25 protein-coding genes are annotated in these 25,929 nt (G+C 61.4%); 15 read left to right on the top strand and 10 right to left on the bottom strand.

Annotated features, from left to right (window positions below):
* The first annotated feature begins 16 nt into the window (after positions 1-16).
* The 6 genes from JQM66_RS01945 (at position 17) to JQM66_RS01970 (ending at position 7,313) form a co-directional block, all read left to right on the top strand.
* Complete coding sequence (locus JQM66_RS01945; RefSeq protein WP_235228127.1) at positions 17-802, top strand: hydroxypyruvate isomerase family protein; 786 nt, start codon at positions 17-19, stop codon at positions 800-802.
* Between the two features lie 117 nt (positions 803-919).
* Positions 920-2,962 (top strand): YgiQ family radical SAM protein, encoded by a 2,043-nt coding sequence (locus JQM66_RS01950; protein ID WP_235228128.1) that lies wholly within the window; start codon positions 920-922, stop codon positions 2,960-2,962.
* Positions 2,963-3,173: 211 nt separating this feature from the next.
* On the top strand, positions 3,174-5,069 hold the full coding sequence (locus JQM66_RS01955) for an OPT family oligopeptide transporter (RefSeq protein ID WP_235228129.1): 1,896 nt from the start codon (positions 3,174-3,176) through the stop codon (positions 5,067-5,069).
* A 75-nt stretch (positions 5,070-5,144) separates the two neighbouring features.
* Positions 5,145-5,504, top strand: coding sequence for a PqqD family protein (locus JQM66_RS01960; protein ID WP_235228130.1), 360 nt, complete (start codon positions 5,145-5,147; stop codon positions 5,502-5,504).
* A complete protein-coding gene (locus JQM66_RS01965; protein ID WP_235228131.1) occupies positions 5,501-5,845 on the top strand; it encodes a hypothetical protein in 345 nt (114 codons plus the stop codon). Before JQM66_RS01960 ends, JQM66_RS01965 begins: the two co-directional genes overlap by 4 nt.
* Before the next feature lie 28 nt (positions 5,846-5,873).
* Positions 5,874-7,313, top strand: coding sequence for an aminoacyl-histidine dipeptidase (locus tag JQM66_RS01970; protein ID WP_235228132.1), 1,440 nt, complete (start codon positions 5,874-5,876; stop codon positions 7,311-7,313).
* A gap of 43 nt (positions 7,314-7,356) precedes the next feature.
* Here the strand turns inward: JQM66_RS01970 and JQM66_RS01975 are convergent, their stop codons facing one another.
* Positions 7,357-8,352, bottom strand: coding sequence for a metal ABC transporter substrate-binding protein (locus tag JQM66_RS01975; protein WP_235228133.1), 996 nt, complete (start codon positions 8,350-8,352; stop codon positions 7,357-7,359).
* A 167-nt stretch (positions 8,353-8,519) separates the two neighbouring features.
* Between JQM66_RS01975 and JQM66_RS01980 the strand changes: the two genes are divergently transcribed.
* On the top strand, positions 8,520-9,128 hold the full coding sequence (locus JQM66_RS01980; RefSeq protein WP_235228134.1) for an HdeD family acid-resistance protein: 609 nt from the start codon (positions 8,520-8,522) through the stop codon (positions 9,126-9,128).
* A 56-nt stretch (positions 9,129-9,184) separates the two neighbouring features.
* Here JQM66_RS01980 and JQM66_RS01985 read toward each other — a convergent pair whose 3' ends face one another.
* The 5 genes from JQM66_RS01985 to JQM66_RS02005 form a co-directional block, all read right to left on the bottom strand.
* Positions 9,185-10,315 (bottom strand): 5-bromo-4-chloroindolyl phosphate hydrolysis family protein, encoded by a 1,131-nt coding sequence (locus JQM66_RS01985; protein WP_235228135.1) that lies wholly within the window; start codon positions 10,313-10,315, stop codon positions 9,185-9,187.
* 3 nt (positions 10,316-10,318) lie between these two features.
* Positions 10,319-10,528, bottom strand: a complete 210-nt coding sequence (locus JQM66_RS01990) for a DUF896 domain-containing protein (RefSeq protein ID WP_235228136.1) — start codon at positions 10,526-10,528, stop codon at positions 10,319-10,321.
* A gap of 12 nt (positions 10,529-10,540) precedes the next feature.
* Entirely contained in the window at positions 10,541-11,338 is a 798-nt protein-coding gene (locus JQM66_RS01995; protein WP_235228137.1) for a YlmH family RNA-binding protein, read from the bottom strand.
* Complete coding sequence (locus JQM66_RS02000) at positions 11,331-13,082, bottom strand: ABC transporter ATP-binding protein (RefSeq protein WP_235228138.1); 1,752 nt, start codon at positions 13,080-13,082, stop codon at positions 11,331-11,333. The genes JQM66_RS01995 and JQM66_RS02000 overlap by 8 nt, the downstream gene beginning before the upstream one ends.
* Positions 13,083-13,193: 111 nt before the next feature.
* On the bottom strand, positions 13,194-14,135 hold the full coding sequence (locus tag JQM66_RS02005; RefSeq protein ID WP_235228139.1) for an SH3 domain-containing protein: 942 nt from the start codon (positions 14,133-14,135) through the stop codon (positions 13,194-13,196).
* A 201-nt stretch (positions 14,136-14,336) separates the two neighbouring features.
* Between JQM66_RS02005 and udk the strand changes: the two genes are divergently transcribed.
* Positions 14,337-14,954 carry a uridine kinase gene (gene udk / locus JQM66_RS02010; RefSeq protein ID WP_235228140.1) on the top strand — a complete coding sequence of 206 codons (618 nt, stop codon included), beginning with the start codon at positions 14,337-14,339 and terminating at the stop codon, positions 14,952-14,954.
* Positions 14,955-15,090: 136 nt separating this feature from the next.
* Here the strand turns inward: udk and JQM66_RS02015 are convergent, their stop codons facing one another.
* The 4 genes from JQM66_RS02015 to JQM66_RS02030 form a co-directional block, all read right to left on the bottom strand.
* Positions 15,091-16,737 (bottom strand): ABC transporter ATP-binding protein, encoded by a 1,647-nt coding sequence (locus JQM66_RS02015; RefSeq protein WP_235228141.1) that lies wholly within the window; start codon positions 16,735-16,737, stop codon positions 15,091-15,093.
* Entirely contained in the window at positions 16,724-18,460 is a 1,737-nt protein-coding gene (locus JQM66_RS02020) for an ABC transporter ATP-binding protein (protein ID WP_235228142.1), read from the bottom strand. The genes JQM66_RS02015 and JQM66_RS02020 overlap by 14 nt, the downstream gene beginning before the upstream one ends.
* Positions 18,457-18,921 carry a MarR family winged helix-turn-helix transcriptional regulator gene (locus tag JQM66_RS02025; RefSeq protein WP_235228143.1) on the bottom strand — a complete coding sequence of 155 codons (465 nt, stop codon included), beginning with the start codon at positions 18,919-18,921 and terminating at the stop codon, positions 18,457-18,459. The genes JQM66_RS02020 and JQM66_RS02025 overlap by 4 nt, the downstream gene beginning before the upstream one ends.
* A 116-nt stretch (positions 18,922-19,037) precedes the next feature.
* On the bottom strand, positions 19,038-19,403 hold the full coding sequence (locus tag JQM66_RS02030) for a VOC family protein (protein WP_235228144.1): 366 nt from the start codon (positions 19,401-19,403) through the stop codon (positions 19,038-19,040).
* Between the two features lie 199 nt (positions 19,404-19,602).
* On the opposite strand from JQM66_RS02030, the gene JQM66_RS02035 reads away from it, so the two are divergent.
* The 7 genes from JQM66_RS02035 to JQM66_RS02060 all read left to right on the top strand — a co-directional run bounded on the left by JQM66_RS02035 (position 19,603) and on the right by JQM66_RS02060 (position 25,913).
* Positions 19,603-19,833: a FeoA family protein gene (locus JQM66_RS02035; protein ID WP_235228145.1), complete on the top strand. Its 231-nt coding sequence runs from the start codon at positions 19,603-19,605 to the stop codon at positions 19,831-19,833.
* Complete coding sequence (feoB, locus tag JQM66_RS02040) at positions 19,830-21,836, top strand: ferrous iron transport protein B (protein ID WP_235228146.1); 2,007 nt, start codon at positions 19,830-19,832, stop codon at positions 21,834-21,836. The genes JQM66_RS02035 and feoB overlap by 4 nt, the downstream gene beginning before the upstream one ends.
* Positions 21,837-21,848: 12 nt before the next feature.
* Positions 21,849-21,971: a FeoB-associated Cys-rich membrane protein gene (locus JQM66_RS12535; protein ID WP_268824283.1), complete on the top strand. Its 123-nt coding sequence runs from the start codon at positions 21,849-21,851 to the stop codon at positions 21,969-21,971.
* A gap of 241 nt (positions 21,972-22,212) precedes the next feature.
* Entirely contained in the window at positions 22,213-22,479 is a 267-nt protein-coding gene (locus JQM66_RS02045) for a hypothetical protein (RefSeq protein WP_235228147.1), read from the top strand.
* 85 nt (positions 22,480-22,564) lie between these two features.
* The gene (locus tag JQM66_RS02050) at positions 22,565-23,761 is read left to right on the top strand and encodes an ABC transporter substrate-binding protein (RefSeq protein WP_235228148.1); all 1,197 of its coding nucleotides are present in this window, start codon (positions 22,565-22,567) and stop codon (positions 23,759-23,761) included.
* A gap of 168 nt (positions 23,762-23,929) precedes the next feature.
* Complete coding sequence (locus JQM66_RS02055) at positions 23,930-24,832, top strand: branched-chain amino acid ABC transporter permease (protein WP_235228149.1); 903 nt, start codon at positions 23,930-23,932, stop codon at positions 24,830-24,832.
* Positions 24,833-24,842: 10 nt separating this feature from the next.
* Positions 24,843-25,913: a branched-chain amino acid ABC transporter permease gene (locus tag JQM66_RS02060; protein ID WP_235228150.1), complete on the top strand. Its 1,071-nt coding sequence runs from the start codon at positions 24,843-24,845 to the stop codon at positions 25,911-25,913.
* The last annotated feature ends 16 nt before the right edge of the window (positions 25,914-25,929 follow it).

Below are 25,929 nucleotides of genomic sequence, written 5' to 3' on the forward strand. Positions count from 1 at the left end.
TTCGGGAGGAACTATCATGTCTTTGCAAAAATGTGCCTGCATTGAAACCCTGTATACCGAGCTGCCCTTCCTGGAGCGCTTCGGAGCCGCCAAGGCGGACGGCTTTGCCTTTGTGGAATTCTGGAGCTGGGAGGACAAGGACCTGGACGCCCTCCGGGCCGCCGCCCGGCAGGCGGGCATCGGCATTGCCGGCTTCAACGGCGACGCCGCACTCTCCCTGGTGGACCCCGCTCAGAAAAAGGACTATCTGGCCTTTCTGCGCCGTTCCGTGGATGCCGCCAAGCGGGTGGGCGCCCGGTCCCTCACCATCCACTCCAACGGTCTGGGTGAGGGCGGCGTGGTGCTGAACGCCTATTCGGAGCTGAGTCACACGGTCAAGCTCTGCGCCATGTTCGATACCCTGCGGAACTGCGCCAGGCTGGCGGAGGAAAGCGGCATCCGCATGAACCTGGAGGCTCTGAACATCGTCACGGACCACCCGGGCAATTTCCTCCAAACCACTCAAATGGCCGCCGAACTGACCCGCCTTATCGGCTCCCCCATGCTGAAAATTCTGTACGACGCCTATCACATGCAGCTGAACGAAGGTGATCTCTGCGGCAATATCCAGGCCTACGGCGACCAGATCGGCCATGTCCACATCGCCGATGCCCCGGGCCGCCACGAGCCGGGCACCGGCGAGATCAACTACCGGACCGTGTACACCTGCCTGGAGGAGACCGGCTACACCGGCCTGCTGGGCTACGAGCTGTTCCCCAAGACGGACACCGCCTCCGCAGTCCGGGCCATCATGGCAGACTGACGGTTACCGCATTTCCATAAGGCCGCTCCGGCATTTGCCGGAGCGCCCTTTTCTTGGATATCGACATTTTTCGCGTCATCTGTTATACTGTTTCCATCAACCCGAAGAGGTAGTGCTATGGAACGAGATTTTCTTCCCATTTCCCGGTCGGACATGAAGCGCCGGGGCTGGGACCAATGTGATTTTGTATATGTGATCGGAGACGCCTATGTGGACCACCCCACCTTCGGCCACGCCATCATCTCCCGGGTGCTGGAGGACGCGGGCTATAAGGTGGGCATCATCTCCCAGCCAGACTGGAAGAACCCCGCCAGCATCCAGGCCCTGGGGGAGCCCCGTCTTGCCTTTTTGGTGATGGGCGGCAACATGGACTCCATGGTGAACCACTACTCTGTGTCCAAGAAGCGCCGCAAAACCGACGCCTTTACCCCCGGCGGCGTCACTGGCAAGCGGCCGGACCACGCCGCCACTGTCTACTGCAACCTGATCCGCCAGCGGTATCCCCACAAGCCCATTGTGGTGGGCGGCATTGAGGCCAGCCTCCGCCGCCTGGCCCACTACGACTACTGGTCCGACGCCATGAAGCGCTCCCTGCTGCTGGACGCCCAGGCGGACCTGCTGCTCTACGGTATGGGCGAGCGCAGTATTCTGGAGGTGGCGGAGGCCCTGGACAGCGGTCTGGCGGTGTCTGACATCACCTACATCCGGGGTTCTGTCTACAAGACCGACAGCCTGGAAAGCGTGTACGACGCCCTGACCCTCCCCTCCTGGGAGGCCCTGAACGCCAGCCGCCGCACCTATGCCGAGAGCTTCTACAAGCAATACTGCAACACGGACCCCTTCGTAGCCAAGCGACTGGTGGAACCCTACGAACAGGCGCACTGCTATGTGGTGCAGAACCCACCCCAGGAGCCCCTCTCCACCGGAGAGATGGACCATGTCTACGCCCTGCCCTACATGCGGACCTACCACCCCTCCTATGAAAAGGCCGGGGGCGTCCCCGCCATTGAGGAGGTCAAGTTCAGTCTGACCTCCAACCGGGGCTGCTTCGGCGGCTGCTCCTTCTGCGCCCTGACCTTCCACCAGGGCCGCATCATCCAGGTCCGCAGCCACGAGGCCATCATGGACGAGGCCAAGCAGGTCATCGCGGAGCCGGACTTCAAGGGCTACATCCACGACGTGGGTGGTCCCACCGCCAACTTCCGCCATCCCAGCTGCCAGAAGCAGCTGACGAAAGGCGTTTGTCCCAACCGCCAGTGCCTGTTCCCCACCCCCTGCAAAAACCTCCAGGTGGATCACATGGACTATCTGGAGCTGCTTCGGAAGCTCCGGGCGCTGCCGGGGGTGAAAAAAGTGTTCATCCGCAGCGGCATCCGTTTCGACTATCTGCTGTGCGACAAAAACGAGACCTTCCTGCGTGAGATGGTGGAGCACCACATCTCCGGTCAGCTGAAGGTGGCCCCGGAGCACATCGCGGACCCGGTGCTGAAGATGATGGGCAAACCCCCCAACGCCGTCTACGAAAAATTTCTCACCAAGTACCAGCGGCTCAATGAGCGGCTGGGCAAAAAGCAGTTCGTGGTGCCCTACCTCATGAGCAGCCACCCCGGCTCCACGCTGAAGGAAGCCGTGGCCCTGGCGGAGTACCTGCGGGACCTGGGCTACATGCCGGAGCAGGTGCAGGACTTCTATCCCACCCCCTCCACCATCTCCACCGTCATGTACTACACCGGTCTGGACCCCCGGACCATGAAGCCCGTGTATGTGGCCACAGACCCCCACGAGAAGGCCATGCAGCGGGCCCTGATTCAATACCGAAACCCCAAGAACTACTATCTGGTGCGGGAGGCCCTGGAAAAGGCCGGACGGGAGGACCTGATCGGCTTCGGAAAAGAGTGCCTGATCCGGCCCCCGGGTGGGAACCGTCCCTACGCCGGACAGAAGTCCGTTTCCGGCGGCGGAAAGCCAGGCAAAAAGGTCTCCTCAGGGCAGAAGAATGTCCGGGGAAAGGACCGCAAGCCCGCAGGCGGTAAAACCGGGAAAACCCCTGTCTCCAAAGAACGCCGCCCCACCTCCGGTCAAAAGGGACGTGGGTCCGCCTCCGGAGGGCATTCCTCTCCCCGGAAACCCTCCACCCCCTCCCGCCGGGGCAAACGCTGACAGAAAAAGGAACGTTCCTTGCGGACGTTCCTTTTTTTCGCAAATAACACAAAAACACCCGGGAAAATATCTGAAAATCATGTCGTTTTTCCTTGACTTCGGTGTGCTTTTCCCGTATAATGCCCTTTGTGTGCGTCTATGGTGGACACATATGCGGCAGTATCACGGTAAAGCGCTGCCGCAGGAAAGAAAAAGAAAGAGGAGAAAAAACGTGGAAGAGAAGAAATTCCAACCCTACATTCCGGCGGACAAGGTCGTGCCTGAATTCACCGTGTTCTCTGTGATCCTCGGTGCATTGCTGGCTGTCCTGTTCGGCGGCGCCAACGCCTATCTGGGTCTGCGCGTTGGCATGACCGTTTCCGCATCCATCCCCGCGGCGGTCATCTCCATGGGCGTCATCCGTTTCATTTTCAAGCGGGACTCCATTCTGGAGAACAACATGGTCCAGACCATCGGCTCCGCCGGTGAGTCCCTGGCAGCCGGTGCCATTTTCACCATGCCCGCCCTGTTCATGTGGGCTGCCGAGGGCCTGTGCGACGTGCCCTCCATGGTGGAGATCGGCCTGATCGCCCTGTGCGGCGGCGTGCTGGGCATCATGATGATGATCCCCCTGCGCTCTGCTCTGATCGTCAAGGAGCACGGCACCCTGGGCTATCCCGAGGGCAAGGCCTGCGCCGAGGTCCTGATGGCCGGCGAAGAGGGCGGCGCCAAGGCCTCCACCGTGTTCTGGGGCCTGGGCATTGCCGCCATCTACAAGTTCGTGGCCGACGGCCTGAAGCTGTTCCCCAGCGAGGTGGACTACACCATCGACGCCTATAAGGGCTCCGGCTTTGGCGTGGATGTACTGCCCGCCCTGGCCGGCGTGGGCTACATCTGCGGCCCCCGCATTTCCTCCTACATGTTCGCGGGCAGCACCATTGCCTGGTTCGTGCTGATGCCCATGATCGCCCTGTTCGGCAGTGACCTGGTCATCTATCCCGCCACCATGAGCGTGGCCGAGCTGTGGGCCGACGGCGGCACCTGGAACCTGTGGAGCAAGTTCATCCGCTACATCGGCGCCGGCGCTCTGGCGGCCGGCGGCATCATCAGCCTGATCAAGTCCCTGCCTATGATCGTCCGTACCTTCGTGGCGGCCTTCAAAGATTACGGCAAGGGCAGCGCCGGTGTGCTGCGCACGGAGCAGGACATCTCCATGAAGGTGGTCCTGGTGGTGTGCCTGGCCATCGCCGTGTTCATGTGGCTGTTCCCCAGCATCCCCGTCAGCTTCATCGGTGCCCTGATCGTCCTGATCTTCGGCTTCTTCTTCGCAACCGTTTCCTCCCGCATGGTGGGCCTGATCGGCTCCTCCAACAACCCCGTCTCCGGCATGGCCATCGCCACCCTGCTGATCGCCACCATCATCCTGAAGGCCACCGGCTCCACCGGTGCTTCCGGCATGGTGGGCGCCATCGCCATCGGCTCCGTGATCTGCATCATCGCCGCTATTGCGGGCGATACCTCTCAGGACCTGAAGACCGGCTTCCTGCTGGGCGCCACCCCCAAGAAGCAGCAGTACGGTGAGCTGATCGGTGTCTGCGTCTCCGCCGTCGCCATCGGTGCCATCCTGTACCTGCTGAACGCCGCCTGGGGCTTTGGCTCCGAGGAACTGGGCGCTCCCCAGGCCATGATGATGAAGATGGTCATCGAGGGCGTCATGGGCGGCGAGATGCCCTGGGCTCTGGTGTTCACCGGCGTATTCATCGCTGTGGCCATCGAGATCCTGGGCCTGCCTGTTCTGCCCGTGGCCATCGGCATCTACCTGCCCATCCACCTGAACGCCGGCATCATGCTGGGCGGCCTGGTGCGGCTGTTTGTGGAGAAGCGAAAGTACGCCTCTGAGAAGGAGAAGAACGACAGCATCCAGTCCGGCATCCTGTACACCTCCGGCATGATCGCCGGTGAGGGCGTGGTGGGCATCCTGCTGGCTGTCTTCGCCGTGCTGAACATCAACACCGATATCTCCGGCATCATCAGCCTGGGCAACATCGGTGGTCTGGCGTTCTTCGCCGTGCTGCTGGCATCCATCATCTTCTTCTGCAACAAGGGCAAGAAAGCCGCCAAAAATTGATGGAATATTCATTGTAAAATGAAGAACTGGGCTATATACTATGGTATATAGCCCAGTTTTTACAGGAGGGCCGTTATGGCGAAAAAACAGGAAAACTATTTGGACTTCATCCCGGCCATCTCTGAGAAAAACAGCTGGGACAGGGATGAAACCGGCAAAGTCACCATCCACATGGTCCACCGGGGCTTTTACGCCTGGATCGCCCAGAAGTTCTTCCACCGCCCCCGGGTCAGCCACATCGACCTGGACACCATGGGCAGCTTCATCTTCCCCCTGATCGACGGCAGGCGGACGGTGGGCGACATCGCGGAGCTGGTGAAGGCGGAGTTCGGCAAGGACGCCGAGCCCCTGTACGAACGGCTGGCGAAGTATATGCAGATCCTGCGGAACAACGGGTTCATCTATTATGCCGGAAAGGACAGGATGCCGAAATGACCACGGGACAAATCATTCTTGGCATCCTCCTGTTTGCCGTGGCCGCTGCCATCCTCTACGCCTGGGGCCTGAAAAAATCCATGGACCAGCGGGAAGACCTGCAGCGGAGCCTCATGAGTGCCTGCGGCAGCCGGGTGGTAAAGCATCTGAAAAAGCACGGCACCGTCACGAAAGCCGAGATCGCGGCGCTGGTGGATGGCATAACGGTGGGCCCCTTTTGGTCCCGCCACAAGGTCCGGGTGCAGGACGGCAACAAAGTGGCCGGTCAGGTCATCGACTTTCTGCTGGATCAGCAGTATATGGAGCCTATTAACGGCGGAAGCTACCGCCTGAAGAAATAAATCATCAACCTGTAAAGGAGCAATTACCATGTCGATTTTGGAAAACCTGGAGCCCAAGGGCGTATTCCGCTTCTTCGAAGAGATGTGTGCTATCCCCCACGGCTCCGGCAATACCAAGGCCGCTAGCGACTGGCTGATGGCCTTCGCCCGGGAACGGAAGCTGGAGGCCTATCAGGACCAGCTGAATAACGTCATCATCATCAAGAAAGCCACGCCCGGCTACGAGGACGCGGAGCCGGTCATCCTCCAGGGCCACATGGACATGGTCTGCGAAAAGGCCCCCGACTGTGCCAAGGATATGGATATGGAAGGGCTGGACCTGGCCGTAGAGGGCGACACCGTCTATGCCAGGGGCACCACTCTGGGCGGCGATGACGGCATTGCGGTCGCCATGGCCCTGGCGATCCTGGACGCGAACGATATCCCCCATCCCCGGCTGGAGGCGGTCTTTACCGTGGACGAGGAGATCGGCATGCTGGGTGCCGTGGGTATGGAGGACGTTTCCATGCTCCATGGCCGGCGGATGCTGAATCTGGACTCCGAGGTGGAGGGGGTCTTTACCGTCAGCTGTGCCGGCGGCAATGTGACCCGCTGCACCCTTCCCGTCCGCCGGGAAGATTTCGGCGGCGAAAACCTCACCATTACCGTAGGTGGCCTGCGGGGCGGCCATTCCGGTGTGGAGATCGACAAGGGGCTGGGCAACGCCTGCATGCTGCTGGGCCGTGTGCTGAATGCCTGCGGTCTGGAGAGCGAGCTGCGCCTGATCTCCGCTGACGGCGGCCTGAAGGACAACGCCATCCCCCGGGAGGCCTCTGCCGTGGTGTCCGCCGCGGACGCCCAGGAGGCAAAGGCCGTCTGCGCCCGGTTGGACGCCGAGCTGAAAAACGAGTACCGGACCACGGACCCGGCGGTGTTCGTCTCCGTTACTGACGGCGGTGCCGGTTTGCCCATGGACGAAGATTCCTCCCGCCGTATGCTGGCCTTCCTCACCTGCGCCCCCAACGGCATCCAGGCCATGAGCGCCGACATTTCCGGTCTTGTGCAGACCTCTCTGAATCTGGGCATCCTGACCACGGAGGAGAGCACTGTGTACGCCTCCTTCTGTGTCCGCAGCAGCGTGGACAGTCAGAAGCAGATGCTGGTGGAACGACTGGTTTGTCTGACAGAGACCCTGGGCGGCACCGTGGAGGTCTTCGGTGATTACTCCGGCTGGGAGTACCGCCCCGACTCTCCCCTGCGTGAACTGCTGGTGGAGGTCTTCACCCAGCAGTACGGCCACGAGCCCAAGATCGAGGCCATCCACGCCGGTGTGGAGTGCGGCATCTTCGCCGGGAAACTCCCCGGCCTGGACTGCGTCTCCATGGGCCCAGACCTGACGGAGATCCACACCTGCCGGGAACGGCTGCACATCGCCTCCGTGCAGCGCCTGTGGACCATGGTGCTGGAGACCCTGAAGCGCATGAAATAAGCCAAAACTCCCCACAGCCAAAGGGCTGTGGGGAGTTTGTATATCAGGTAAAGTATTGTTGAAGCGTCTCCAGATTTCCCTCCATCAGGGAGAGATAGGTGGCGCCGCTTTCGATCTCCGCCTTGGATACGTTGTGGCAGGTGTGGAACATGGCGGTCCGGGTTTCGGTGGCCTCCGCGATGCAGTCCGCCACCAGATGGTTGGAAAACTCGATATACCAGACGGTAGGGAGCTGTTCCGTCCGCACCTTCTCCGTCAGGTAGGCAATGGTGGCCGCAGAAGGCTCCGTCTGGGTCCCACAGCCGGGGAAAGCCGCGTAATAGTCCAGGTCATACCGCTCCGCGAAGTACCGCAGGGGGAAACGGTCGCCGAAGACGATGGTCCGGCTGGGCTGAGCATCGAAAAACACCTCAAACTGCCGGTCCAGGTCCATCAGCTCCGCCGCATATCCTTCGGCATTCTTCCGGTATGTCTCCCCGTGGGTGCCGTCCAGTTCCGCTAATTTTTCGCCGATGGACAAAGTGATTGCCGCCGCATTGGCAGGGGAGGTCCAGACATGTTCGTCCATACCCGTCACCTCTCCCAGACCGTGGCCGTCCTCCAGTTCCTCATGGGGTTCGTGTTCGTCCTCGTGGTGGTCATGATCGTGTCCCCGCTCCTCCTGCATGCCCTCCACATGCTCCTCCTCCAGCAGGTCCACGCAGTCCACCATCCGCAGGGTCTCTCCCCTGGGCTGGACCGCCGTCAGGATGGTGTCCACCCAGGCGTCGCTCTCGCCGCCGAGGTAAATGAACAGGTCGCAGTTCTGCACCGCCAGGATATCCGCCGGAGTGGGCTCGTAGGAGTGGCTCTCCACGCCCGGGGGCAGCAGCAGCGTCACATCCGCCCGGTCTCCGGCGGCGGCACGGGCAAAATCATAGGCCGGAAATACCGTGGCCACAATCCGGAGCCGCCCGTCGTCCCTCTCCGGGGCGGGCTCCGTCGGGGCGCAGCCCGCCAGCAACAACATACAGCAAATACACAGCAAAAGCTTTTTCACAGAATGGTCCTCTTTCAATTTGAGAATGATTTTCAGATGTACATGATACCACGGGGCGGTGCAAAATGCAACCTTTGAAAATTCCGCAGTTTTTGGCGGGAAACCCTTTCAAAACCACAAAAACAGGCGTATACTAATGATACTTATAACAGTTAGGAGCGGTGACCATGACAAATCTGCTGAAACGCATCAAGGCAAACGCTCTCTTCTCCGCCATCCTGTATATCCTGCTGGGCCTGGTACTGCTGCTGTGGCCGGAGCGCTCCACCAGCGCCCTGTGTCTGCTGCTTGGGGCAGTGCTGGTGCTGTGCGGTCTGTCGGATATCTTCAAGTTCCTCCGCAACCGGGACGGCACCCTCTACTCCGCTGCCCATCTTCTGACCGGCGTCATTCTGGCCGCTGTTGGCGTCTGGCTCATGGCCCGCCCCACTTTGATCGCCGTCATCATTCCCCGGATCATCGGCGTGCTGATCTGCTTCCACGGCATCAGCAATCTGGGCGGTGCCCTGACCCTGCGGAAAAACCAGTCCGCCCGTTGGGGAGCCGCTGCCATCCTGGGCGCCGTCACCCTGGCGTTGGGCCTGCTGCTGGTGCTGGCACCCTTCCAGGCCTTCACCACCGTGGTCCGCATCATCGGCGCCGTGCTGATCTACGACGGCGTCAGCGACATCTGGATCTCCACCCAGGTCACCCAGGCCATCAGGCAGGCTGAAAAGGCCGCCGATGTCCAGCAGGACGCTGTGGATGTGGACTTCCGGGACGCTTCGGAGCAGTAAATATTCTAAAAGAAAACGACTCTCGTTACTCTACGGTAATGGGAGTCGTTCTTTTTTCACTTTTCCGGCATTTTTTCGTTCAGATGGAAGTCCTCCGCAGTGCTGGCGGTGTCCCATCGCAGCATGGTCTCCAGCACCCGGATGTCACTGTCCACGTCCAGGGCGTCGGGCTTGTACAGTTCGTCCAGCTGATGCTCAAAGCCCTTGACGATGGTGTCCATGGTGGTCTCGATCCGCTGCTTGGCCTGCCGCAGGTTCTCTCCCTCCACCCCGGCCTGCTCAAACTGGGCGTAGGAGTCTAGCAGCTTCTGGGTGGTGGGCAGATAATAATTCAGGAAGGTATCGATGCGGGTTCGCTTTTTGGGGTCCGCCTCCACCACCTGAAAAATTCTGGCGGTGATCTCCTCGATGCGGTCAATCTTGGCGGACAGCACCGGGTCCGCAATGCGGTCATTGGCCCGCCGGATATTCCGCAAGATGCCGGAATAGCCCTCCTCCGTCTCCTTGGGCGGCTCTATTGGAGTCTGTGCCGCCTGCCGCTGCCGCAGCAGGGCCTCGGCGCCATCCTTGCCCCGCAGCAGATATCCCAGTTCCGCGTGAAGGTACGCCTTCCCGCCGAAATATCCCTTGTCGATCATCTTCTGCAGGTCCTTCTCCACCCGGCGTCTGGGATAGCCCAGAGTCCGGGCCAGTTCCTCCACCGGAACGGCGTCCCGGTCGCCCATCACCGTCAGATATTTGCCGTAGCGCTTCACAGCCTTATCCATGGAGGTACCGGCACCAAACAGCGCCCCGCCGGCAGCAGCGACGCACAGAGCCTGCACCAGGTCCCCGATCCAGCCGGCCACGTAGCCCGACAGGATCATGTCCAGCGGGGACATGGCGCTCATAAGACCCAGGGCGAAGATCACGGCACCGGCGATCTCCAGCTTTCTGGCGTTGGATTTCTTCACCGCCGGGGAGCGGGTCACCTTGCTGACCGCCTGTCGTGCCCGACTGGCCTGTCCCGAGTCCACCCGCTCCGGCTCACGGGACTTTTTCTCCGGCAGTTCCTTCTTTTTATCGTCGCCCTTGAAGAGCTTCAAAAACAGCAGCAACAGCGCCAGCGGGGAAAGCCCCACCGCAAACAGGAAGACGATGAGCGCCCAGGCGACCCAGTCGTTGTCCTTTTTGGGTCTTTCCGCCATGGCTCACTCCCCCTTTTTGCCCAGCTTCCGCTTGTTGCCCTTTTCGTCCACAAGATAGGTGTTGTCCAGCTGTCCCCGCAGGCTGCCCAGTACGGAATCCACATATTCCCGGCGCAGGGCGGCCCGTTCGGCCTCCTCCCACTCTGTCAGGCCCTCCGGGCTCTTGGCCTTCCGGGCCAGCTCGTTGATGCGGTCGATCTGCTTCTGATCCATTGGTATCACTCCTCAAACGTATCGTTTCAGCACAATGGCGGTACGGCCCTTTTTGGTGACGCCGCCCACCTCGGTCAGTTCAAATTTGCCAAAGCCCCGGGCGGAGACCGCGTCCCCCGCCGAGAGCAGCTTGTCCGGCTTGGTACACTCCCGCCAATTCACCTGGACCCGGCCGGAGGTGATCAGGTCCGCCGCCTTGCCCCGGGCCATTTTGAAGCCCGAAGACACCACCGCGTCCAGCCGCAGGGAGGAGACGGTGTCCCGCACCTCCTGACATTGGACCTGGGGGATGTGGATGTGGGCAGGGTCGATCTCCTTGACGGTCAGCTTCGCCCGTCCGGCGGAGGTCCAGCTCTGTAACAGGAAATCAGCCACGCTGTCCAGCACCACCAGGTCCGCGCTGTCAGGGCCCACCAGGATATCTCCCAGCTTCTCCCGGACGATTCCCATGCCCATGAGGCTGCCCAGGAAGTCCCGGTGCGTCAGCTTTTCCTCCGCCCGGAAGGCTGCCCGCAGGCAGCGGATGGGGCTCTGGGAGGCGGCATCCTCCGGCTCCAGCCAGTCCGGGAGAAACAGAAACAGGTTTCGTTCCGCTCCCTCATAGCCCCCCAGGCGAACATATCCCGTCTCCGGGATGCCCGCCAGCCGCAGCAGATCAAAGGTCTGCATCTGCTGCTGAGGGCTCAGGAAATCCGTGGCCGCCGGGATATTGCGGTCACTGGCCTGCCGGGCCCGATCCAGGACCTTGGCCAGCAGCAGCCGGTCCTCTCCCACGGCCCCTAGCCGGTCCAGCAGCGTTGTTTTATCCATGGCGCAGCTCCTGTGTCCGGACCAGTGCGGCGTAGGCGCCGTCCTTTGCCATCAGCTCCTCGTGGCTGCCCAGCTCCGCAATGCGGCCATCCTCCACCACAGCGATGCGATCAGCATTGCGGACGGTGGAAAGCCGGTGGGCGATGATGATGGTGGTACGCCCCTGGGACAGCTTTTCAAAGGTCTCCTGGAGCTTGGCCTCCGTCACGCTGTCCAGGGCAGAGGTAGCCTCGTCCAGGATCAGCACCGGGGGATTTTTCAGGAAGATACGGGCGATGGAGATGCGCTGCTTCTGGCCGCCGGAGAGCAGGGTGCCCCGCTCACCCACATAGGTGTTGAAACCGTCGGGCATGGCGACGATATCATCATAAATTTCAGCCAGCTTCGCGGCCTCCGCCACCTCTTCCTCAGTGGCCCCGGGACGGCCGTAGCGGATATTCTCCAGAATGCTGGCGGCAAACAGGAACACATCCTGCTGCACCACACCCACATTCTGCCGCAGGGACTCCTGCGTCACGTCCCGCACATCGTTCCCATCAATGCGAATAGCGCCCTTCGACACATCGTAAAAACGGGGGATCAGCTGACAGAGGGTGGACTTGCCGCCGCCGGAAGGGCCCACCACCGCCACGGTCTCACCGGGCTGAATATGCAGGTCCACGTCGTGGAGCACCGCCAGGTCATCCTGGTAGGCAAAGCTGACGTGGTCCACGTCGATGCGGCCCTCCACCTTGGAGAGCATTCTGGCGTCAGGGGCGTCCTGCATGGCAGGCTCCGTCCGCATCAGTTCAATGAACCGGCCCAGGCCTGCCGTGCCGTTGGCGAACATCTCCGCAAAGTTGGACAGCTTGCGGACCGGGTTGACGAAAGCGGTGATATACAGGCTGAAGGTGATCAGGTCCACGGTGGTCATCCTGTTCTTCATGATCAGGAATCCGCCCACCGCGATCACCACCGCGGACAGGGCGCACAAAAAGAACTCCATGGTGGCATTGAAGCGGCCCATGGCCTTGTGAAACTGGCGCTTGGAGGTTTTGAAGCTGTCATTGGAGGACTCGAACTTCTTCAGTTCCGCCCGCTCGTTGGCGAAAGCCTTGGCAGTCCGGATGCCGGAGAGGCCGGACTCGATGTCGGCATTGATGGTGGCGGTTTTCTGTTTCACCCGCCGGGAGGCCTCCTGCATGGAGGCGCGGCACTTCCACACCACCAGGAAGAAGATGGGCAGGATGCAGGCGATCACCAGTGCCAGCCGCCACTGGATGGTGAACATCACAACCAGCGCACCTACAATGGTAACGCCGGAGATGAAGATGTCCTCCGGGCCGTGGTGGGCCAGCTCTGTAATGTCAAAGAGGTCCGCTGTCAGGCGGCTCATGAGCTGGCCGGTGCGGTTGCGGTCAAAGTAGTCAAAGGACAACTCCTGCATGTGGCGGAACAGGTCCCGGCGGATATCCGCCTCCACCAGGATACCGAAGGTATGGCCCCAGTAGCAGATGATATAGGTCAGCAGCGCCCGCAGCGCAAAGGCTGCCAGCACCACCGCCATGACGGCGAAGAAGGTCTTGTAGGCGCTTTGGGGAAGCAGCTCATACATGCACCAGCGGGATACCGCCGGGAACGCCAGATCGATGACCGAGATCATCAGGGCGCAGCACAGGTCCATGAGAAAGAGTTTTTTGTGGGGCCTGAAATAGGACAGGAAAATCTGCAGAGCCGATTTTTCCTGAAATTCTCTGGTGGTCATAAGGGCTCTCCTTTATCTTCATAACGATCCAGGGTATATGATACCACGTTTTCCGCCGCCGCGCAACGAAATATCCCCGGATGCCGTGCATCCGGGGATATGGGATCATCGTCAGCTGTTTTTCAGGAAGTCGCCCTTCATGTAACCGGTGGTCGCTTTACCGCCCACGCCGGAGAAGGTGATCTTGTACCAGCCGTTTCCGGCGCTTTCCACAATTTGGATATCCGCGCCGTTGGGCACCGTAGCCAGGATCTCATGGTCCGTGCTGGGACCGGAGCGCACGCGGACACCGTTGCCGCCGTTGACGACCACCGCGGGTCCCGCTTTCAGGGAGCCGCTCTCCGCAGGAGCAGTCGGCGTGGTGGCCGTGGTACCGCCGGGAGCATTCACCCGGACGATGCAGACGGCCTTCTTGCTGCCGTCCGTCACCAGCACGTTGACGGTGCCGTTGGAGACAGCCACCACCTTGCCGCTCTGGTCCACGGAGGCGATGCCATCGTCCTGGCTGATCCATTGATAGGTGCTGCTGCCGCCGGAGACCCGGATGGTGTGGCTCTCGCCCAGGGATTTCAGCGTAAAGTCCTTGGTGCTCAGGCTCAGGCCGTCAGGCAGCTTGGCCGCCGTCTCATAGTCGCTGGACTCCTGCTCCGCCGGCTGTTCCGGCTCCTGGACCGGGGCATCCGGTTCGTCCGGAGTCTCGGGCATGACGCCGCTCTGGCTGTCATCCGGCTCCTGGGTGTCCGGTTCCTCGGGCATGGTCCCGGGTGTCACGTCCTCCACAGGGGTTTCCGGGGTCTTTTCCCCGCCGAATTTCTCCGACAGCTTGTCTCCATACAGCAGGTAGATCAAAAGGCCCGCCATCAGAAGGATCAGGACGATCAGGGTGGGGGTGATCAGATTGAATTGCCGGCTGTGGGCCGCCCGTCTGCCCCGTCTGGGGCTGCGGCGGATCTCCTCTCCGTCCAGCAGGGCCTCCTCCTCTTCACAGAAGGGACATTCTCTATATGTATCGGAGTATTTCTCCCCGCACTTGGGGCAGTGGATCATGGCCATGACATATCCTCCCGTGTTTATTCTATACTTTACATAATATCGGTTTTTTCCCATGCCGTCAAGACCGCACCGTCGAATTTTCGGGAAATTCACACTTTGCCTACCCTGTCTCTTGCTTTTGCTCTTTTCCGCTTTTATAATGAGGTCAAAAAGAGGCCCGTATCTTCACATCCGGGCAGAAGCATGGGAGGAAAGCGACCTATGGGCACGATTCTGATCGGCATCGCCGGCGGCACCGGTTCCGGCAAAACCACTCTGACCCGGCACTTGAAAGAACACTTCGGGGACAGCGTCACCGTCATCGGCCATGACAGCTATTACAAGCGCCAGGAGGGCAAGACCTACGAAGAGCGGGCCAAGGTGAATTACGACCACCCCAATGCTTTCGATACGGAGCTGCTGATCCATCATCTGCAGGAGCTGAAGGAAGGCCGCTCCATCCAGTGCCCGGTATACTCCTACTCCGATCATAACCGCACCGACGAAACCATGACGGTCTGGCCCAACAAGGTCATCATCGTGGAGGGCATCCTGATCTTCCAGAATCCCACCTTACGGGATATGTTCGACATCAAGATCTTCGTGGAGACTGACGCGGACGTTCGCATCCTCCGCCGGGCACTGCGGGACGTGGAAGAGCGGGGCCGGACTCTGCAGTCCGTGGTGACTCAGTATCTCACCACGGTCAAGCCCATGCATGAGCAGTATGTGGAGCCCTCCCGGAAATACGCGGATATCGTGGTGCTGGAGGGCGGTCACAATCTGGTGGCCCTGGAGATGATCATGCAGCGCATCCAGAACCATATTGACCTCGATTGAGCCCTGCGGCGTCCCCCAATTTCAAAAATGCAAAAATGCCAGGCACGACTGTGCCTGGCATTTTTGCTGCACTTTCCGTGATCCATTTCAGAGAGATGATATTACAGATACATCTCCTCGTTTTTTCTGCGCTCCATTATGTCAGGCTGAACTGGCGGCCGCCGGTCTCCCGGTACAGCCGATGGGAAATAGAGAGCACCGTCCGGTGGGCAGCGGCCCGCCGCAGAGCCTCCAGCACCCGGGCCTCCGTGGCCGTATCCAGGCTGGCGGTGATCTCGTCCAGCAGCAAAATGGCGGGGTCGGCAGCCACCGCCCGGGCGATAGCCAGCAGCTGAAGCTGCCCTTGAGAGAACAGTCCCTCGGCGCAGGGGGTGTCGTATCCCCGGTCCAGGGCCAAAATGGTGTCGTGCAGGCCCACCATTCTGGCGGCGTTCTCCATCTGCTCCCGGCTGATGGCCGCATCCCAAAGGGTGATCTGGTCCGCCACCGTGCCGGGCACCAGACGGAAGGACTGCTCCACATAGCCGAACAGCCGTCGCCGGACAGCAGGTGGTAGATCTGCCGCCTTTGTGCCGAAGATCCGGACGCTGCCGTCTCCCGGCGGGTACAGTCCCAGCACCAGCCGGAACAGGGTTGTCTTGCCCGCACCGGTACGGCCGGTAACGGTCACGGTCTCCCCCGGTTCCACCGTCAGGTCACAGCCGGACACCACCGGATGCTGGCCGTCATAGCTGAAGGACACATCCTTCAGCTCCACTGCCGGCTGGCCGCTGGACAACAGCGCCTCCAGCGTCACCCGCTCGTCAGCGGGCGGCTGCTCCGGCTCCGCCAGGAAGGCCTGGATGCGGCGCACACCGGCCACGGCGGACTGGATACTCTGGATCTCCATGCCGATGCTCTCCAGCGGCTCGAAGACCTTGGATATGTACGCAATGATAGCCACAGCAGTGCCCACAGACATGCCGAAGAACTCCCGCAGGCCGCCGCCCATGGCGGACAGGGTCATCACCAGCGCCACCATGACGGCGCTGACCGTCACGATGATGGGAGAATACAGGGCCTGATAAAAGTTGGTGCGCTCCATGGCCCAGTAGCCTGCCTGGATGGCATCATCATAGCGCCGGGCCATGTACCGCTCCTTTCGCAGAGTATGGACCGTGCGGATGCTGCGGATGGTCTCCGGCACCTGCTGGCTGGCCTTGGCCACTGCCGCCCGGTGCTCCAGCTGAGCCCGCAGCATCCGCTTCTGGAACACCCGGGTCATGATGAACAGCAAGGGTGTTACCAGCAGCATCAGGATCCCCAGGCCCCGGCTCTTTACCCAGATCACCGCCAGGATGCCCACGATCTTGCAGATATCCGCCGCCATGCTGACCACGCCGGAGGCAAACAGAGCCTCCACCGTGTCCACATCGCCCACGAAGCGGGAGGCGATGGCACCGGGGTCCTGTCTGGAGAACCAGGCCGCCGGCATCCGGGACAGCTTGGCGCACATGGCATGGCGCAGTCCACGGGTCAGCTTCTGGCCCAGAACCGTGATGAGAGTCTCCTTTCCCGCGTCCACAATGCCGGACAAGGCCAGAGTCAGGAAATAGAGCAGGGCCAATGCAAAGGACACCATCTCCCCGTTGGTGAGCCGGTCCACCACCCGCTCCAGCACCAGAGGCGGCACCAGAGCCAGGACCACGGAACCGGCCACCGCCAGCAGCAGGCCGGCGGTCAGCAGCCGCTGATGCCACAGTACCCGGCCCAGAATACCCAGCAAGGTCTCATTCCGCTTCATGGCTGCCTCCCTTCTGCGCCCGGAACGCCTGGGCGTATGCATCACAGGTCTTCAGCAGTTCCCTGTGGGTGCCCACCCGGCACCGCCCCTCCTCCATCCAGATCACCTGGTCGCACCGGTCAAACAGGTCCAGCCGGTGGGACAGCAGAAGGATGATACCGTCCCCCGCCAGAGTTTCCAGATGGTCCATGATCTGTGCTTCTGTGGCCTTGTCCACGGCGGAGAAGGGATCGTCCAGGATCAGCACCGGCCGCCGGTGGCACAGGGTCCGGGCCAGAGCCAGTCGGGCCTGCTGTCCGCCGGAGAGTCGGATGCCGCCGCTGCCCACCTGGGTGTCCGCCCCATCGGGCATCGCAGCCACTTCCTCCTCCAGGCAAACTGCCCTGAGCCAGGGGTCCGGACTGCCGGAGCTGCCCAGCAGCACATTTTCCCGGACACTGTCTCCCAACAGCTCCGGCTGGTGGCCCAGATAGCCCACCACTCCGGTGCGCTCCGCCGCCGTCATGTCCCGCAGTTCTTTTCCGCCGAAGCGAATGCTGCCCTGGTAGGGATATTCACAGAGAAATGCCTTGCCCAGAGTGGACTTCCCGCAGGCCACCGGCCCCGTGACGCCCACGATCTGGCCGGGAGCGGCAGTAAAATTCACATCCCGCAGCACCGTCTCCCCCTGGGGATAGGCGAAGGTCAGTCCCTCCACCTCCAATGCAGCCGGGGCGGCGGGGGCCGTCTCCTCCGGCAGGCTGCCGCTCTTCAGCAGGGGTTTGACCCGCACCCAGGAGACCTGGGCCTTCTGAACGGCGTTGAACAGCTTTGCCGCCTTGGACACCTTCACCGACAATTTTGTAAAGCAGGCCAGGAAGGTGGTGAACGCCGCGATATCCCAGGACACCCAGCCGGTGCCCATGACGTTGCGGCTGCCCAGCCAGACGATCATCAGCGCACCGGCCATGCTCAAGGCGCGGTACAGCGGCTGCATGATGCCCTCCCACAGGTGGGCCGCCACGGCCCGGTGCTCATAGTCTGCCAGCCGCTCCTCGTAGGCCTCGTTCCGCTTCTCCTCCAAACCGAAGACCCGGTAGGTCACGGCGCCGGAGACCCGGTCCAGCGTGGCCTCGTTCAGCCGCCCCGCACTCTCCTTCCAGGCTGCCGCGCACCGGGCAACAGGCTTTTTCATCCGGCTTGCCAGGAAAAAGGCCGCAGGCGGAAACAGGCAGGCCAGAATGGTCAGCCGCCAGTCATAGGACGCCAGCAGCCCCACATATGCCACCATGGCCACACCGGTATCAAAGATCTCAGTGGTGAATTTCCGCATACCCTCGGCACAGGCGTCCACATCGGAGATGGCCCGGGTCAGCAGGCTGCCCACGCTTTCTTCCTGAAGCTCCGGCCGCTGCCGCCGCAGCAGGCCGGCGTAAAGCACCGCCTTCATCCGGCGGTTCACGTTGTTGGCGAAGCGGCGAATGAAAAATCGTTTTCCATACCGGAGCGCCTGGACCACTGCCGTCACCACCGCGTACAGCGCCGCCAGCTTCGCCATGACGGGCCAGACAGTCTCTCCCCGCAGGACCTCCAGCAGGCACTGGGCCAATCTGCCCTCGAATAGCGGTCCGGTCACCAGGCCCACATTAAATAAGACACCTGTCACCGTTACCAGGACCAGCGGCCTCCACTCCCGGCGGAAGTAGAAGGTCACCTGGTCCGGCCGGTCTCCGCCGGGCCTCACAGAAGTCCCTCCAGCCGGGAAGACATGCTGGGAAAGCCGCTGCGGCTCTCCGTCTTGGTCCGGCGGTACAGCCGGTCCAGCAAATCGGCGCAAGTCTCCCGCTCTTCCTCCGTCAGTTCCTCCAGCAGCCACTCGTAAAAAGCGGTCTCCACGGCGGCCTTGGAGCACTTCAGGCTCTCTGCCTTCTCCGTGGCATACAGCATCTGGACCCGGCCATCCTCGGGGCTGGAACGGCGAATCAGATACCCCTTGCTCTCCAGGCTGGCCACCCGGCGGGCCACCGCCCCCTTGTCCATGTTCAGCTGCTCCCCGATCTCCCGCTGGGACGCCCCGGGACTGTGTCGGACTGCGTGAAGCAGATCCAGTTCCCCGGAGCCGATGCCGGTCTCCTTCATGGTCCGGATGACCAGCTTGTTTACCTCCCGGGCGATCTTGGTAATCCGCCGATTCGTCACATCCATGTTGCACCTCCAAATAGTTGTATCATCAACTAATTAGAGAATAATCTCCTGTCCTGCTCCTGTCAAGACCAAAAACAGGAAAAACCTCCCGGACAAACTCCGGGAGGTTTCCAGATTTACCGGGTGGGGATGACCTCGATCCAGTAGCCGTCGGGGTCACTGATGAAGTAGATGCCCATTTTGGGATTTTCGAAGCAGATGCAGCCCATCTCCTCATGCTTTTTGTGAGCGGCCTCATAATCCTCCGCCTGCATGGCCAGGTGGAACTCACATTCGCCCAGGTCGTACTTCTGGGGATGGTCCCGCAGCCAGGTCAGCTCCAGACGGAAATCCGTCTTACCGTCCCCCAGGAACATGATGATGAAGCTGTCGTCCTCGGCGTCCTTCCGGCGCACCGGCTCCAAGCCCAGGGCCTCCTTATAAAAGGCCAGGGATTTGTCCAGATCGGATACATTAAAATTGAAATGGTTGAATGTCAGCATAAAAAATCACCTCGGACTCAGTATACCATGTCCGGCTTGCCGGAGCAAGCCGAGAAGTCTGCCCGCTGCTCTCTGCGACTTATACAATCCGCACCCTGTTTTTTTCTGCAGATTTTTGTCAGTTTTGCATTTGACGCCAGGAGTTAGTTGTGTTAAACTCTCGATAGTTAGAAGAGGCTAACTCTTGGAGGTAACTGATATGACACTAGACACTTTACCCATCGGCCAGCAGGCCGTTATCACCGCCGTGGGGGGCGAGGGTGCCCTCCGCTGCCGTCTTCTGGATATGGGGCTGATCCCCAAGACCACCGTCCGGGTGGAGAAGATCGCGCCACTGGGGGACCCCATTGAGCTGCGGGTACGGGGCTACGCCCTGTCCCTGCGAAAAGAGGACGCCCGCAATATCTCTGTGGAGGTGAAGGACCTATGATCTTTGCACTGGTCGGCAATCAGAACTGCGGCAAGACCACGCTGTTCAACCAGCTCACCGGCTCCAACCAGCATGTGGGCAACTTTCCCGGCGTGACCGTGGATCAGAAGTCCGGTGCCGTCCGGGGCCAGAAGGACTGTACAGTGGTGGACCTGCCGGGCATCTACTCCATCCGGCCCTACACGCCGGAGGAGATCGTCACGCGGGACTTCATCATCAATCAGAAGCCCGACGGCATCATCAACATCGTGGACGCCACCAACATCGAGCGGAACCTGTACCTGACCCTGCAGCTCCTGGAAATGCGCGTCCCCATGGTGCTGGCCCTGAACATGATGGATGAGGTGAGCGCCAACGGCGGAACCATCGACATCAAGGGCATGAGCAAAGCGCTGGGCATCCCGGTGGTGCCCATCTCCGCTGTGAAGAACCAGGGTGTGGACGAGCTGATCCGCATTGCCGTGACCACCGCCAGAAGCCGGACCTATCCCACGGTCTACGACTTCTGCTCCCCCGGTCCCGTTCACCGCTGCATCCACGCGGTAGTCCACCAGATTGAAGACCACGCAGAGGCCGCCGGTCTGCCGGTACGCTTCGCCGCCACCAAGCTCATTGAGGACGACCAGGATATCCGGGAGCGGTTGGAGCTGGACCAGAACGAGCTGGAGCTGATCGAGCACAGCGTTCAGGAGATGGAGACCGAGCACGGCATGGACCGCAACGCTGCCCTGGCGGACATGCGGTACGACTTTATCGAGGGTGTCTGCCGGGACACGGTGGTGAAATGCCGGGAATCCAAAGAACGTGCCCGCAGCGAGGCCATTGACCGGGTGGTCACCAACAAGTATCTGGCTCTCCCTCTGTTCTTCGGCATCATGCTAGGCATCTTCTATCTGACCTTCAACGTGATCGGCGCCTTTCTGTCCGACCTCCTGGCGGCGGGCATCGACGCCCTCACTGCCACTGTGGACGCGGGCCTGACAGCCTACGGCCTGAACCCGGTGGTCCACAGTCTGGTCATCGACGGTATCTTCGCCGGTGTGGGCAGCGTGTTGAGCTTCCTGCCCATCATCGTGGTGCTGTTCTTCTTCCTGTCCATTCTGGAGGATACCGGATACATGGCCCGGGTGGCCTTCTTCATGGACCAGCTGCTGCGGAAAATGGGCCTGTCCGGCCGCAGTATCGTGCCCCTGCTGATCGGTTTCGGCTGTTCCGTGCCCGCCATCATGGCCACCCGGACCCTGGCCTCGGAGCGGGACCGCCGCATGACCATTCTGCTGACGCCCTTTATGAGCTGCTCCGCCAAGATCCCCATTTACGGCGTGTTCACCGCCGCCTTCTTCCCGGAGCATGCGGCCCTGGTGATGATCACCCTGTATCTGGGCGGTATCCTGGTGGGCATCATCGCCGCCAAGGTCCTGGGCGCCACGGCTTATAAGGGCAACCCGGTCCCCTTCGTCATGGAGCTGCCCAACTATCGCTTCCCCTCCGCCCGCAGCGTGGGGCAGCTGTGCTGGGACAAGGCCAAGGACTTCCTGACCCGGGCCTTTACCGTCATTTTCGTGGCTACCATCATCGTCTGGTTCCTCCAGACCTTTGATACCCGGCTGAATCTGGTGACGGACAGTGCCAACAGCCTGCTGGCCACCGTGGGTGCCTGGATCGCGCCCCTGTTTGCCCCTCTGGGCTTCGGAGACTGGCGGGTATCCACCGCCCTCATCACCGGCTTCATTGCCAAGGAATCCGTCATTTCCACCCTGGGTATCCTCACCGGCGCCGGGGCCGATGTATCCGCAGCAGCTCTGGGCACCCTGTTCACTCCTGTCACCGCCGCCAGCTTTCTGGTATTCACGCTGCTGTACACCCCCTGTGTGGCTGCCATCTCCGCCGTCAAGCGGGAATTGGGCTCCGGCTGGAAGGCCGCCGGTGTGGCACTCAGCCAGTGCGCCATTGCCTGGGTGGCAGCTCTATTGGTCCACCAGATCGCCCTGCTGCTGGCGTAAGGAGGTGCCGCCATGCTGGAACTGCTGATTCTGCTGCTGGTGGGCAGCTGGCTGGTATTGGCTCTGCGCTTCTGCCGCCGTCGCAAGAGTGGCTGCTGCGGCGACTGCGCCAACTGCTCAAAACACTGCTCCTGAACCGCTGCTCCCCGGCTTGCTGCCGGGGAGCCTTTACGTGGTCTGGTCTTTTTTTCAGACAACGCAGGCCCATTATTCTCCCGTATTTTGGGCACTTTTGTATGTATCCGACAGTTGCTTACGTTTTAACAAGTCATTTCTGTTGATTTTACCGTCAATGTGACGGTTGACTTTTCGACACTAAACCGCTAGAATTAAAAACAATCAAAGGCGGGCAACCCGCGGAAAGGAGCTGAACACCATGATGAAGTCCATGTATACCACTCAGATGTCTCACGGTGCGTCCGCTCCCTGCGCGAACGCCGCTTCTTCCTGCGCCCAGGCCGCTTCCATGCGGTCTGCCAATATTGCTCTGATTCTGGACGCCATTATCATGGCGTCCATTATTATTTGCGGCCTGAACGTGCGCCTGTCCATTCTGGCCGGCTCCCTGCTGGTACTGGTACTGCTGGTAGTCCTGCTGGTATGCGAAAACATGAACGCGCCAAGGATGCGAAAGTCCGCCTGACTGTTTGATACAGCAAAGCGGCTCCGCTTCATGGCGGAGCCGCTTTTTTGTATGATATACCCTATTTCAAAAAGGAGAAATCAAGATGAAAAAGAAGTTTTTCGCACTCATGATGGCCATGGTCATGGTCCTCAGCCTGGCTGCCTGCGGCGGCAAGTCCGAAACCTCTGCCCCCGCCAACAACGACGCCCCCGCCCAGAGCGGTGAGACCGCCGAAGGCGGCAGCACCTTCAAGCTGGGTACCATCGGCCCCCTGACCGGTGACGCCGCCATCTACGGCCAGGCCGTGGCCAACGGCGCCAAGATCGCCGTGGACGAGATCAACGCCAGCGACAGCGCCATCAAGTTCGAGTTCCAGTCCGAGGACGACGTGGCTGACGGCGAGACCTCCGTCAACGCCTACAACACCCTGATGGACTGGGGCATGCAGGTCATGGTCGGCCCCACCACCACCGGCGCCTCCATCGCCGTTGCCGCCAAGGCCGCTGAGGAGCGCACCTTCATGCTGACTCCCTCCGCCTCCTCCACCGACGTCATCGCCCCCGGCGACAACGTCTTCCAGGTCTGCTTCACCGACCCCAACCAGGGCATCGCCTCCGCCGACTACATGGCTGCCAACATGGCCGGTGCCAAGATCGCTGTGATCTACCGCAACGACGACGCCTATTCCCAGGGTATCCGCGACACCTTCGTCTCTCAGGCCAAGGCCAACAGCCTGGAGCTCGTCTATGAGGGCACCTTCACCGCTGACACCGCCACCGACTTCTCCGTGCAGCTGACCGCTGCCCAGGCCGCCGGCGCCGACACCGTGTTCCTGCCCATCTACTATCAGCCCGCCTCCGTCATCCTGACCCAGGCCGCCGCCATGAACTATGCTCCCACCTTCTTCGGCGTGGACGGCATGGACGGCATCCTGACCATGGAGGGCTTCGACACCGCTCTGGCTGAGGGCGTTATGCTGCTGACCCCCTTCTCCGCCGACGCCACTGACGAGCGCACCCAGAACTTCGTGAAGGCCTATCAGGCCGCTTACGGCGAGATCCCCAACCAGTTTGCCGCCGACGCCTATGACGGCGTGTACATCGTCAAGGCCGCTCTGGAAGCCGCCGGCTGCACCGGCGACATGTCCTCCGCCGACATCTGCGAGGCTCTGGTGGGCGTCATGTCCTCCATCTCCGTGGATGGCCTGACCGGCCAGGGCATGACCTGGTCCGCCAATGGCGAGGTCTCCAAGGCCCCCATGGCCGTTGTCATCGAGAACGGCACCTACGTTCTGCCCTGAGTTTTCTGTTCCAGACAACAGCGATCCGCCGGAGGGGGGCAGCCCCCTTCCGGCGGTCCCCCGCGTTCCGCGTTCTATGGCGGAAACAGGGGCAGAAGGACGCTTTCTGTCCGTTTTTCTGCCATAGAAATTCAGAAGATCGAATGAAAGAAAAAGAGGTGTGTCCCTATGGAATTTCTCTCCTATCTGATCAGCGGCATCAGCCTGGGGAGCGTATACGCCATCATCGCCCTGGGCTACACCATGGTGTACGGCATTGCCAAAATGCTGAACTTCGCCCACGGCGATGTCATCATGGTGGGTGGCTATATCTCCTTCTGCGCCATCAGCTATCTGGGCCTGCCCGGCTGGCTGGCTCTCATTCTGGCCATGGTGGTCTGCACGGTGCTGGGCATCGTCATTGAGGGCCTTGCCTACAAGCCCCTCCGCAGCGCCCCCTCCCTGGCCGTGCTGATCACCGCCATCGGCGTCAGCTATTTCCTGCAGAACACTGCCCTGCTGATCTGGAAGGCGGCCCCCAAGGTCTATCCCTCCCTGATCCCCACCACCAACGCCCAGGGCGAGTCCAACGCCCTGCAGCTGTTTGGCGGTCAGCTCTCCATCTCCTACATCTCTCTGCTGACCATGGCCTCCTGCATCGTCATCATGATCGCCCTGACCCTCTTCACCAGCAAGACCAAGATGGGCAAGGCCATGCGGGCCTGCTCCGAGGATAAGGGCGCTGCCCAGCTCATGGGCATCAACGTCAACGCCACCATCTCCACCACCTTCGCCATCGGCTCCGCTCTGGCGGCCATCGCCGGCGTGCTGCTGTGCTCCTCCTATCCCACGCTGCAGCCCACCACCGGCTCCATGCCCGGCATCAAGGCCTTCACTGCCGCCGTGTTCGGCGGCATCGGCTCCATCCCCGGCGCTTTCCTGGGCGGTTTGCTGCTGGGCGTCATCGAGGCCATGGCCAAGGCCTACATCTCCACCAACCTGGCCAACACCATCGTGTTCGCCGTGTTGATCATCGTCCTGCTGGTGAAACCCGCAGGCCTGCTGGGCAAGTATGTCCCGGAGAAAGTGTAAGGTGAGGGACATGAAAAAACTGCGTATCAAACAGCACACCCGCACGGATTTCCTGACATATCTGGGGGTCATCATCCTCTTTGTGGTGATGAACGTCCTCAAGTCCAACGGCAGCCTGAGCCGCTCTCTCACCGGCCAGCTGGTCCCCATCTGCTGCTATATGTCCATGGCCGTGTCCCTGAACCTGACGGTGGGCATCCTGGGCGAGCTGAGCCTGGGCCACGCGGGCTTTATGAGCGTGGGCGCCTTCTCCGGCATCGTGGCCGCCATGAGCCTGCAGAACATCATTCCCGCCGCGCCGCTGCGTCTGGCGGTAGCCATGGTCATCGGTGCCGCCGCCGCTGCCATCGCCGGTGCCATCGTGGGCACCCCTGTGCTGCGTCTGCGGGGCGACTATCTGGCCATCGTGACCCTGGCCTTCGGCGAGATCATCAAGGACCTGGTGAACTGCCTGCTGGTGGGCTATGATGCCAAGGGCCTCCACATGGCCTTCAACCTCACCGGCAGCAAGACCATCGACGACCTGGGCATGAAGGAAGGCGGCATCGCCATCATCAAGGGCGCCCAGGGCGCTACCGGCACCACCACCATCGCCAGCTTCACCGCCGGCTTCATCCTGGTGATGGTGACCCTGTTCGTGGTGCTGAACCTGAAGCACAGCCGTGCCGGCCGGGCCATCATGGCCCTTCGGGACAACGCCATCGCCGCCGAGAGCGTGGGCATCAACATCACCAAGTACAAGATGATGGCCTTCGTCACCTCCGCCGCCCTGGCCGGTGCCGCCGGTGCCCTGTACGGCCTGAACTTCTCCTCCCTGCAGGCCACCAAGTTCAACTTCAACACCTCCATCCTGATCCTGGTGTTCGTGGTGCTGGGCGGCCTGGGCAACCTGTGGGGCTCCCTGATCGCGGCCGCCGCCCTGACGGTCCTGCCGGAGCTGCTGCGTGCCTTCTCCGACTACCGGATGCTGGTGTACGCCATCGTGCTGATCCTGGTGATGCTGGCCACCAACAACCCCACCCTCAAGACATTCTTCAGCCGCTTCAAGCTGCACAAGCCCACCGGAAAGGAGGCCGTCTGACATGTTCCCGAAACTG

Origin of the sequence: Oscillibacter valericigenes (assembly GCF_021531915.1) — a bacterium.
GTDB classification, from domain to species: domain Bacteria; phylum Bacillota; class Clostridia; order Oscillospirales; family Oscillospiraceae; genus Oscillibacter; species Oscillibacter valericigenes_A.

Bases quoted from the DNA above. Each gene is read 5' to 3' on its own strand.
- JQM66_RS01945 (WP_235228127.1), top strand. From the start codon at position 17: ATGTCTTTGCAAAAATGTGCCTGCATTGAAACCCTGTATACCGAGCTG.
- JQM66_RS01950 (WP_235228128.1), top strand. From the start codon at position 920: ATGGAACGAGATTTTCTTCCCATTTCCCGGTCGGACATGAAGCGCCGG.
- JQM66_RS01960 (WP_235228130.1), top strand. From the start codon at position 5,145: ATGGCGAAAAAACAGGAAAACTATTTGGACTTCATCCCGGCCATCTCT.
- JQM66_RS01965 (WP_235228131.1), top strand. From the start codon at position 5,501: ATGACCACGGGACAAATCATTCTTGGCATCCTCCTGTTTGCCGTGGCC.
- JQM66_RS01970 (WP_235228132.1), top strand. From the start codon at position 5,874: ATGTCGATTTTGGAAAACCTGGAGCCCAAGGGCGTATTCCGCTTCTTC.
- JQM66_RS01980 (WP_235228134.1), top strand. From the start codon at position 8,520: ATGACAAATCTGCTGAAACGCATCAAGGCAAACGCTCTCTTCTCCGCC.
- JQM66_RS01985 (WP_235228135.1), bottom strand. From the start codon at position 10,315: ATGGCGGAAAGACCCAAAAAGGACAACGACTGGGTCGCCTGGGCGCTC.
- JQM66_RS01990 (WP_235228136.1), bottom strand. From the start codon at position 10,528: ATGGATCAGAAGCAGATCGACCGCATCAACGAGCTGGCCCGGAAGGCC.
- JQM66_RS01995 (WP_235228137.1), bottom strand. From the start codon at position 11,338: ATGGATAAAACAACGCTGCTGGACCGGCTAGGGGCCGTGGGAGAGGAC.
- JQM66_RS02000 (WP_235228138.1), bottom strand. From the start codon at position 13,082: ATGACCACCAGAGAATTTCAGGAAAAATCGGCTCTGCAGATTTTCCTG.
- JQM66_RS02005 (WP_235228139.1), bottom strand. From the start codon at position 14,135: ATGGCCATGATCCACTGCCCCAAGTGCGGGGAGAAATACTCCGATACA.
- udk (WP_235228140.1), top strand. From the start codon at position 14,337: ATGGGCACGATTCTGATCGGCATCGCCGGCGGCACCGGTTCCGGCAAA.
- JQM66_RS02015 (WP_235228141.1), bottom strand. From the start codon at position 16,737: ATGAAGCGGAATGAGACCTTGCTGGGTATTCTGGGCCGGGTACTGTGG.
- JQM66_RS02025 (WP_235228143.1), bottom strand. From the start codon at position 18,921: ATGGATGTGACGAATCGGCGGATTACCAAGATCGCCCGGGAGGTAAAC.
- JQM66_RS02030 (WP_235228144.1), bottom strand. From the start codon at position 19,403: ATGCTGACATTCAACCATTTCAATTTTAATGTATCCGATCTGGACAAA.
- JQM66_RS02035 (WP_235228145.1), top strand. From the start codon at position 19,603: ATGACACTAGACACTTTACCCATCGGCCAGCAGGCCGTTATCACCGCC.
- feoB (WP_235228146.1), top strand. From the start codon at position 19,830: ATGATCTTTGCACTGGTCGGCAATCAGAACTGCGGCAAGACCACGCTG.
- JQM66_RS12535 (WP_268824283.1), top strand. From the start codon at position 21,849: ATGCTGGAACTGCTGATTCTGCTGCTGGTGGGCAGCTGGCTGGTATTG.
- JQM66_RS02045 (WP_235228147.1), top strand. From the start codon at position 22,213: ATGATGAAGTCCATGTATACCACTCAGATGTCTCACGGTGCGTCCGCT.
- JQM66_RS02050 (WP_235228148.1), top strand. From the start codon at position 22,565: ATGAAAAAGAAGTTTTTCGCACTCATGATGGCCATGGTCATGGTCCTC.
- JQM66_RS02055 (WP_235228149.1), top strand. From the start codon at position 23,930: ATGGAATTTCTCTCCTATCTGATCAGCGGCATCAGCCTGGGGAGCGTA.
- JQM66_RS02060 (WP_235228150.1), top strand. From the start codon at position 24,843: ATGAAAAAACTGCGTATCAAACAGCACACCCGCACGGATTTCCTGACA.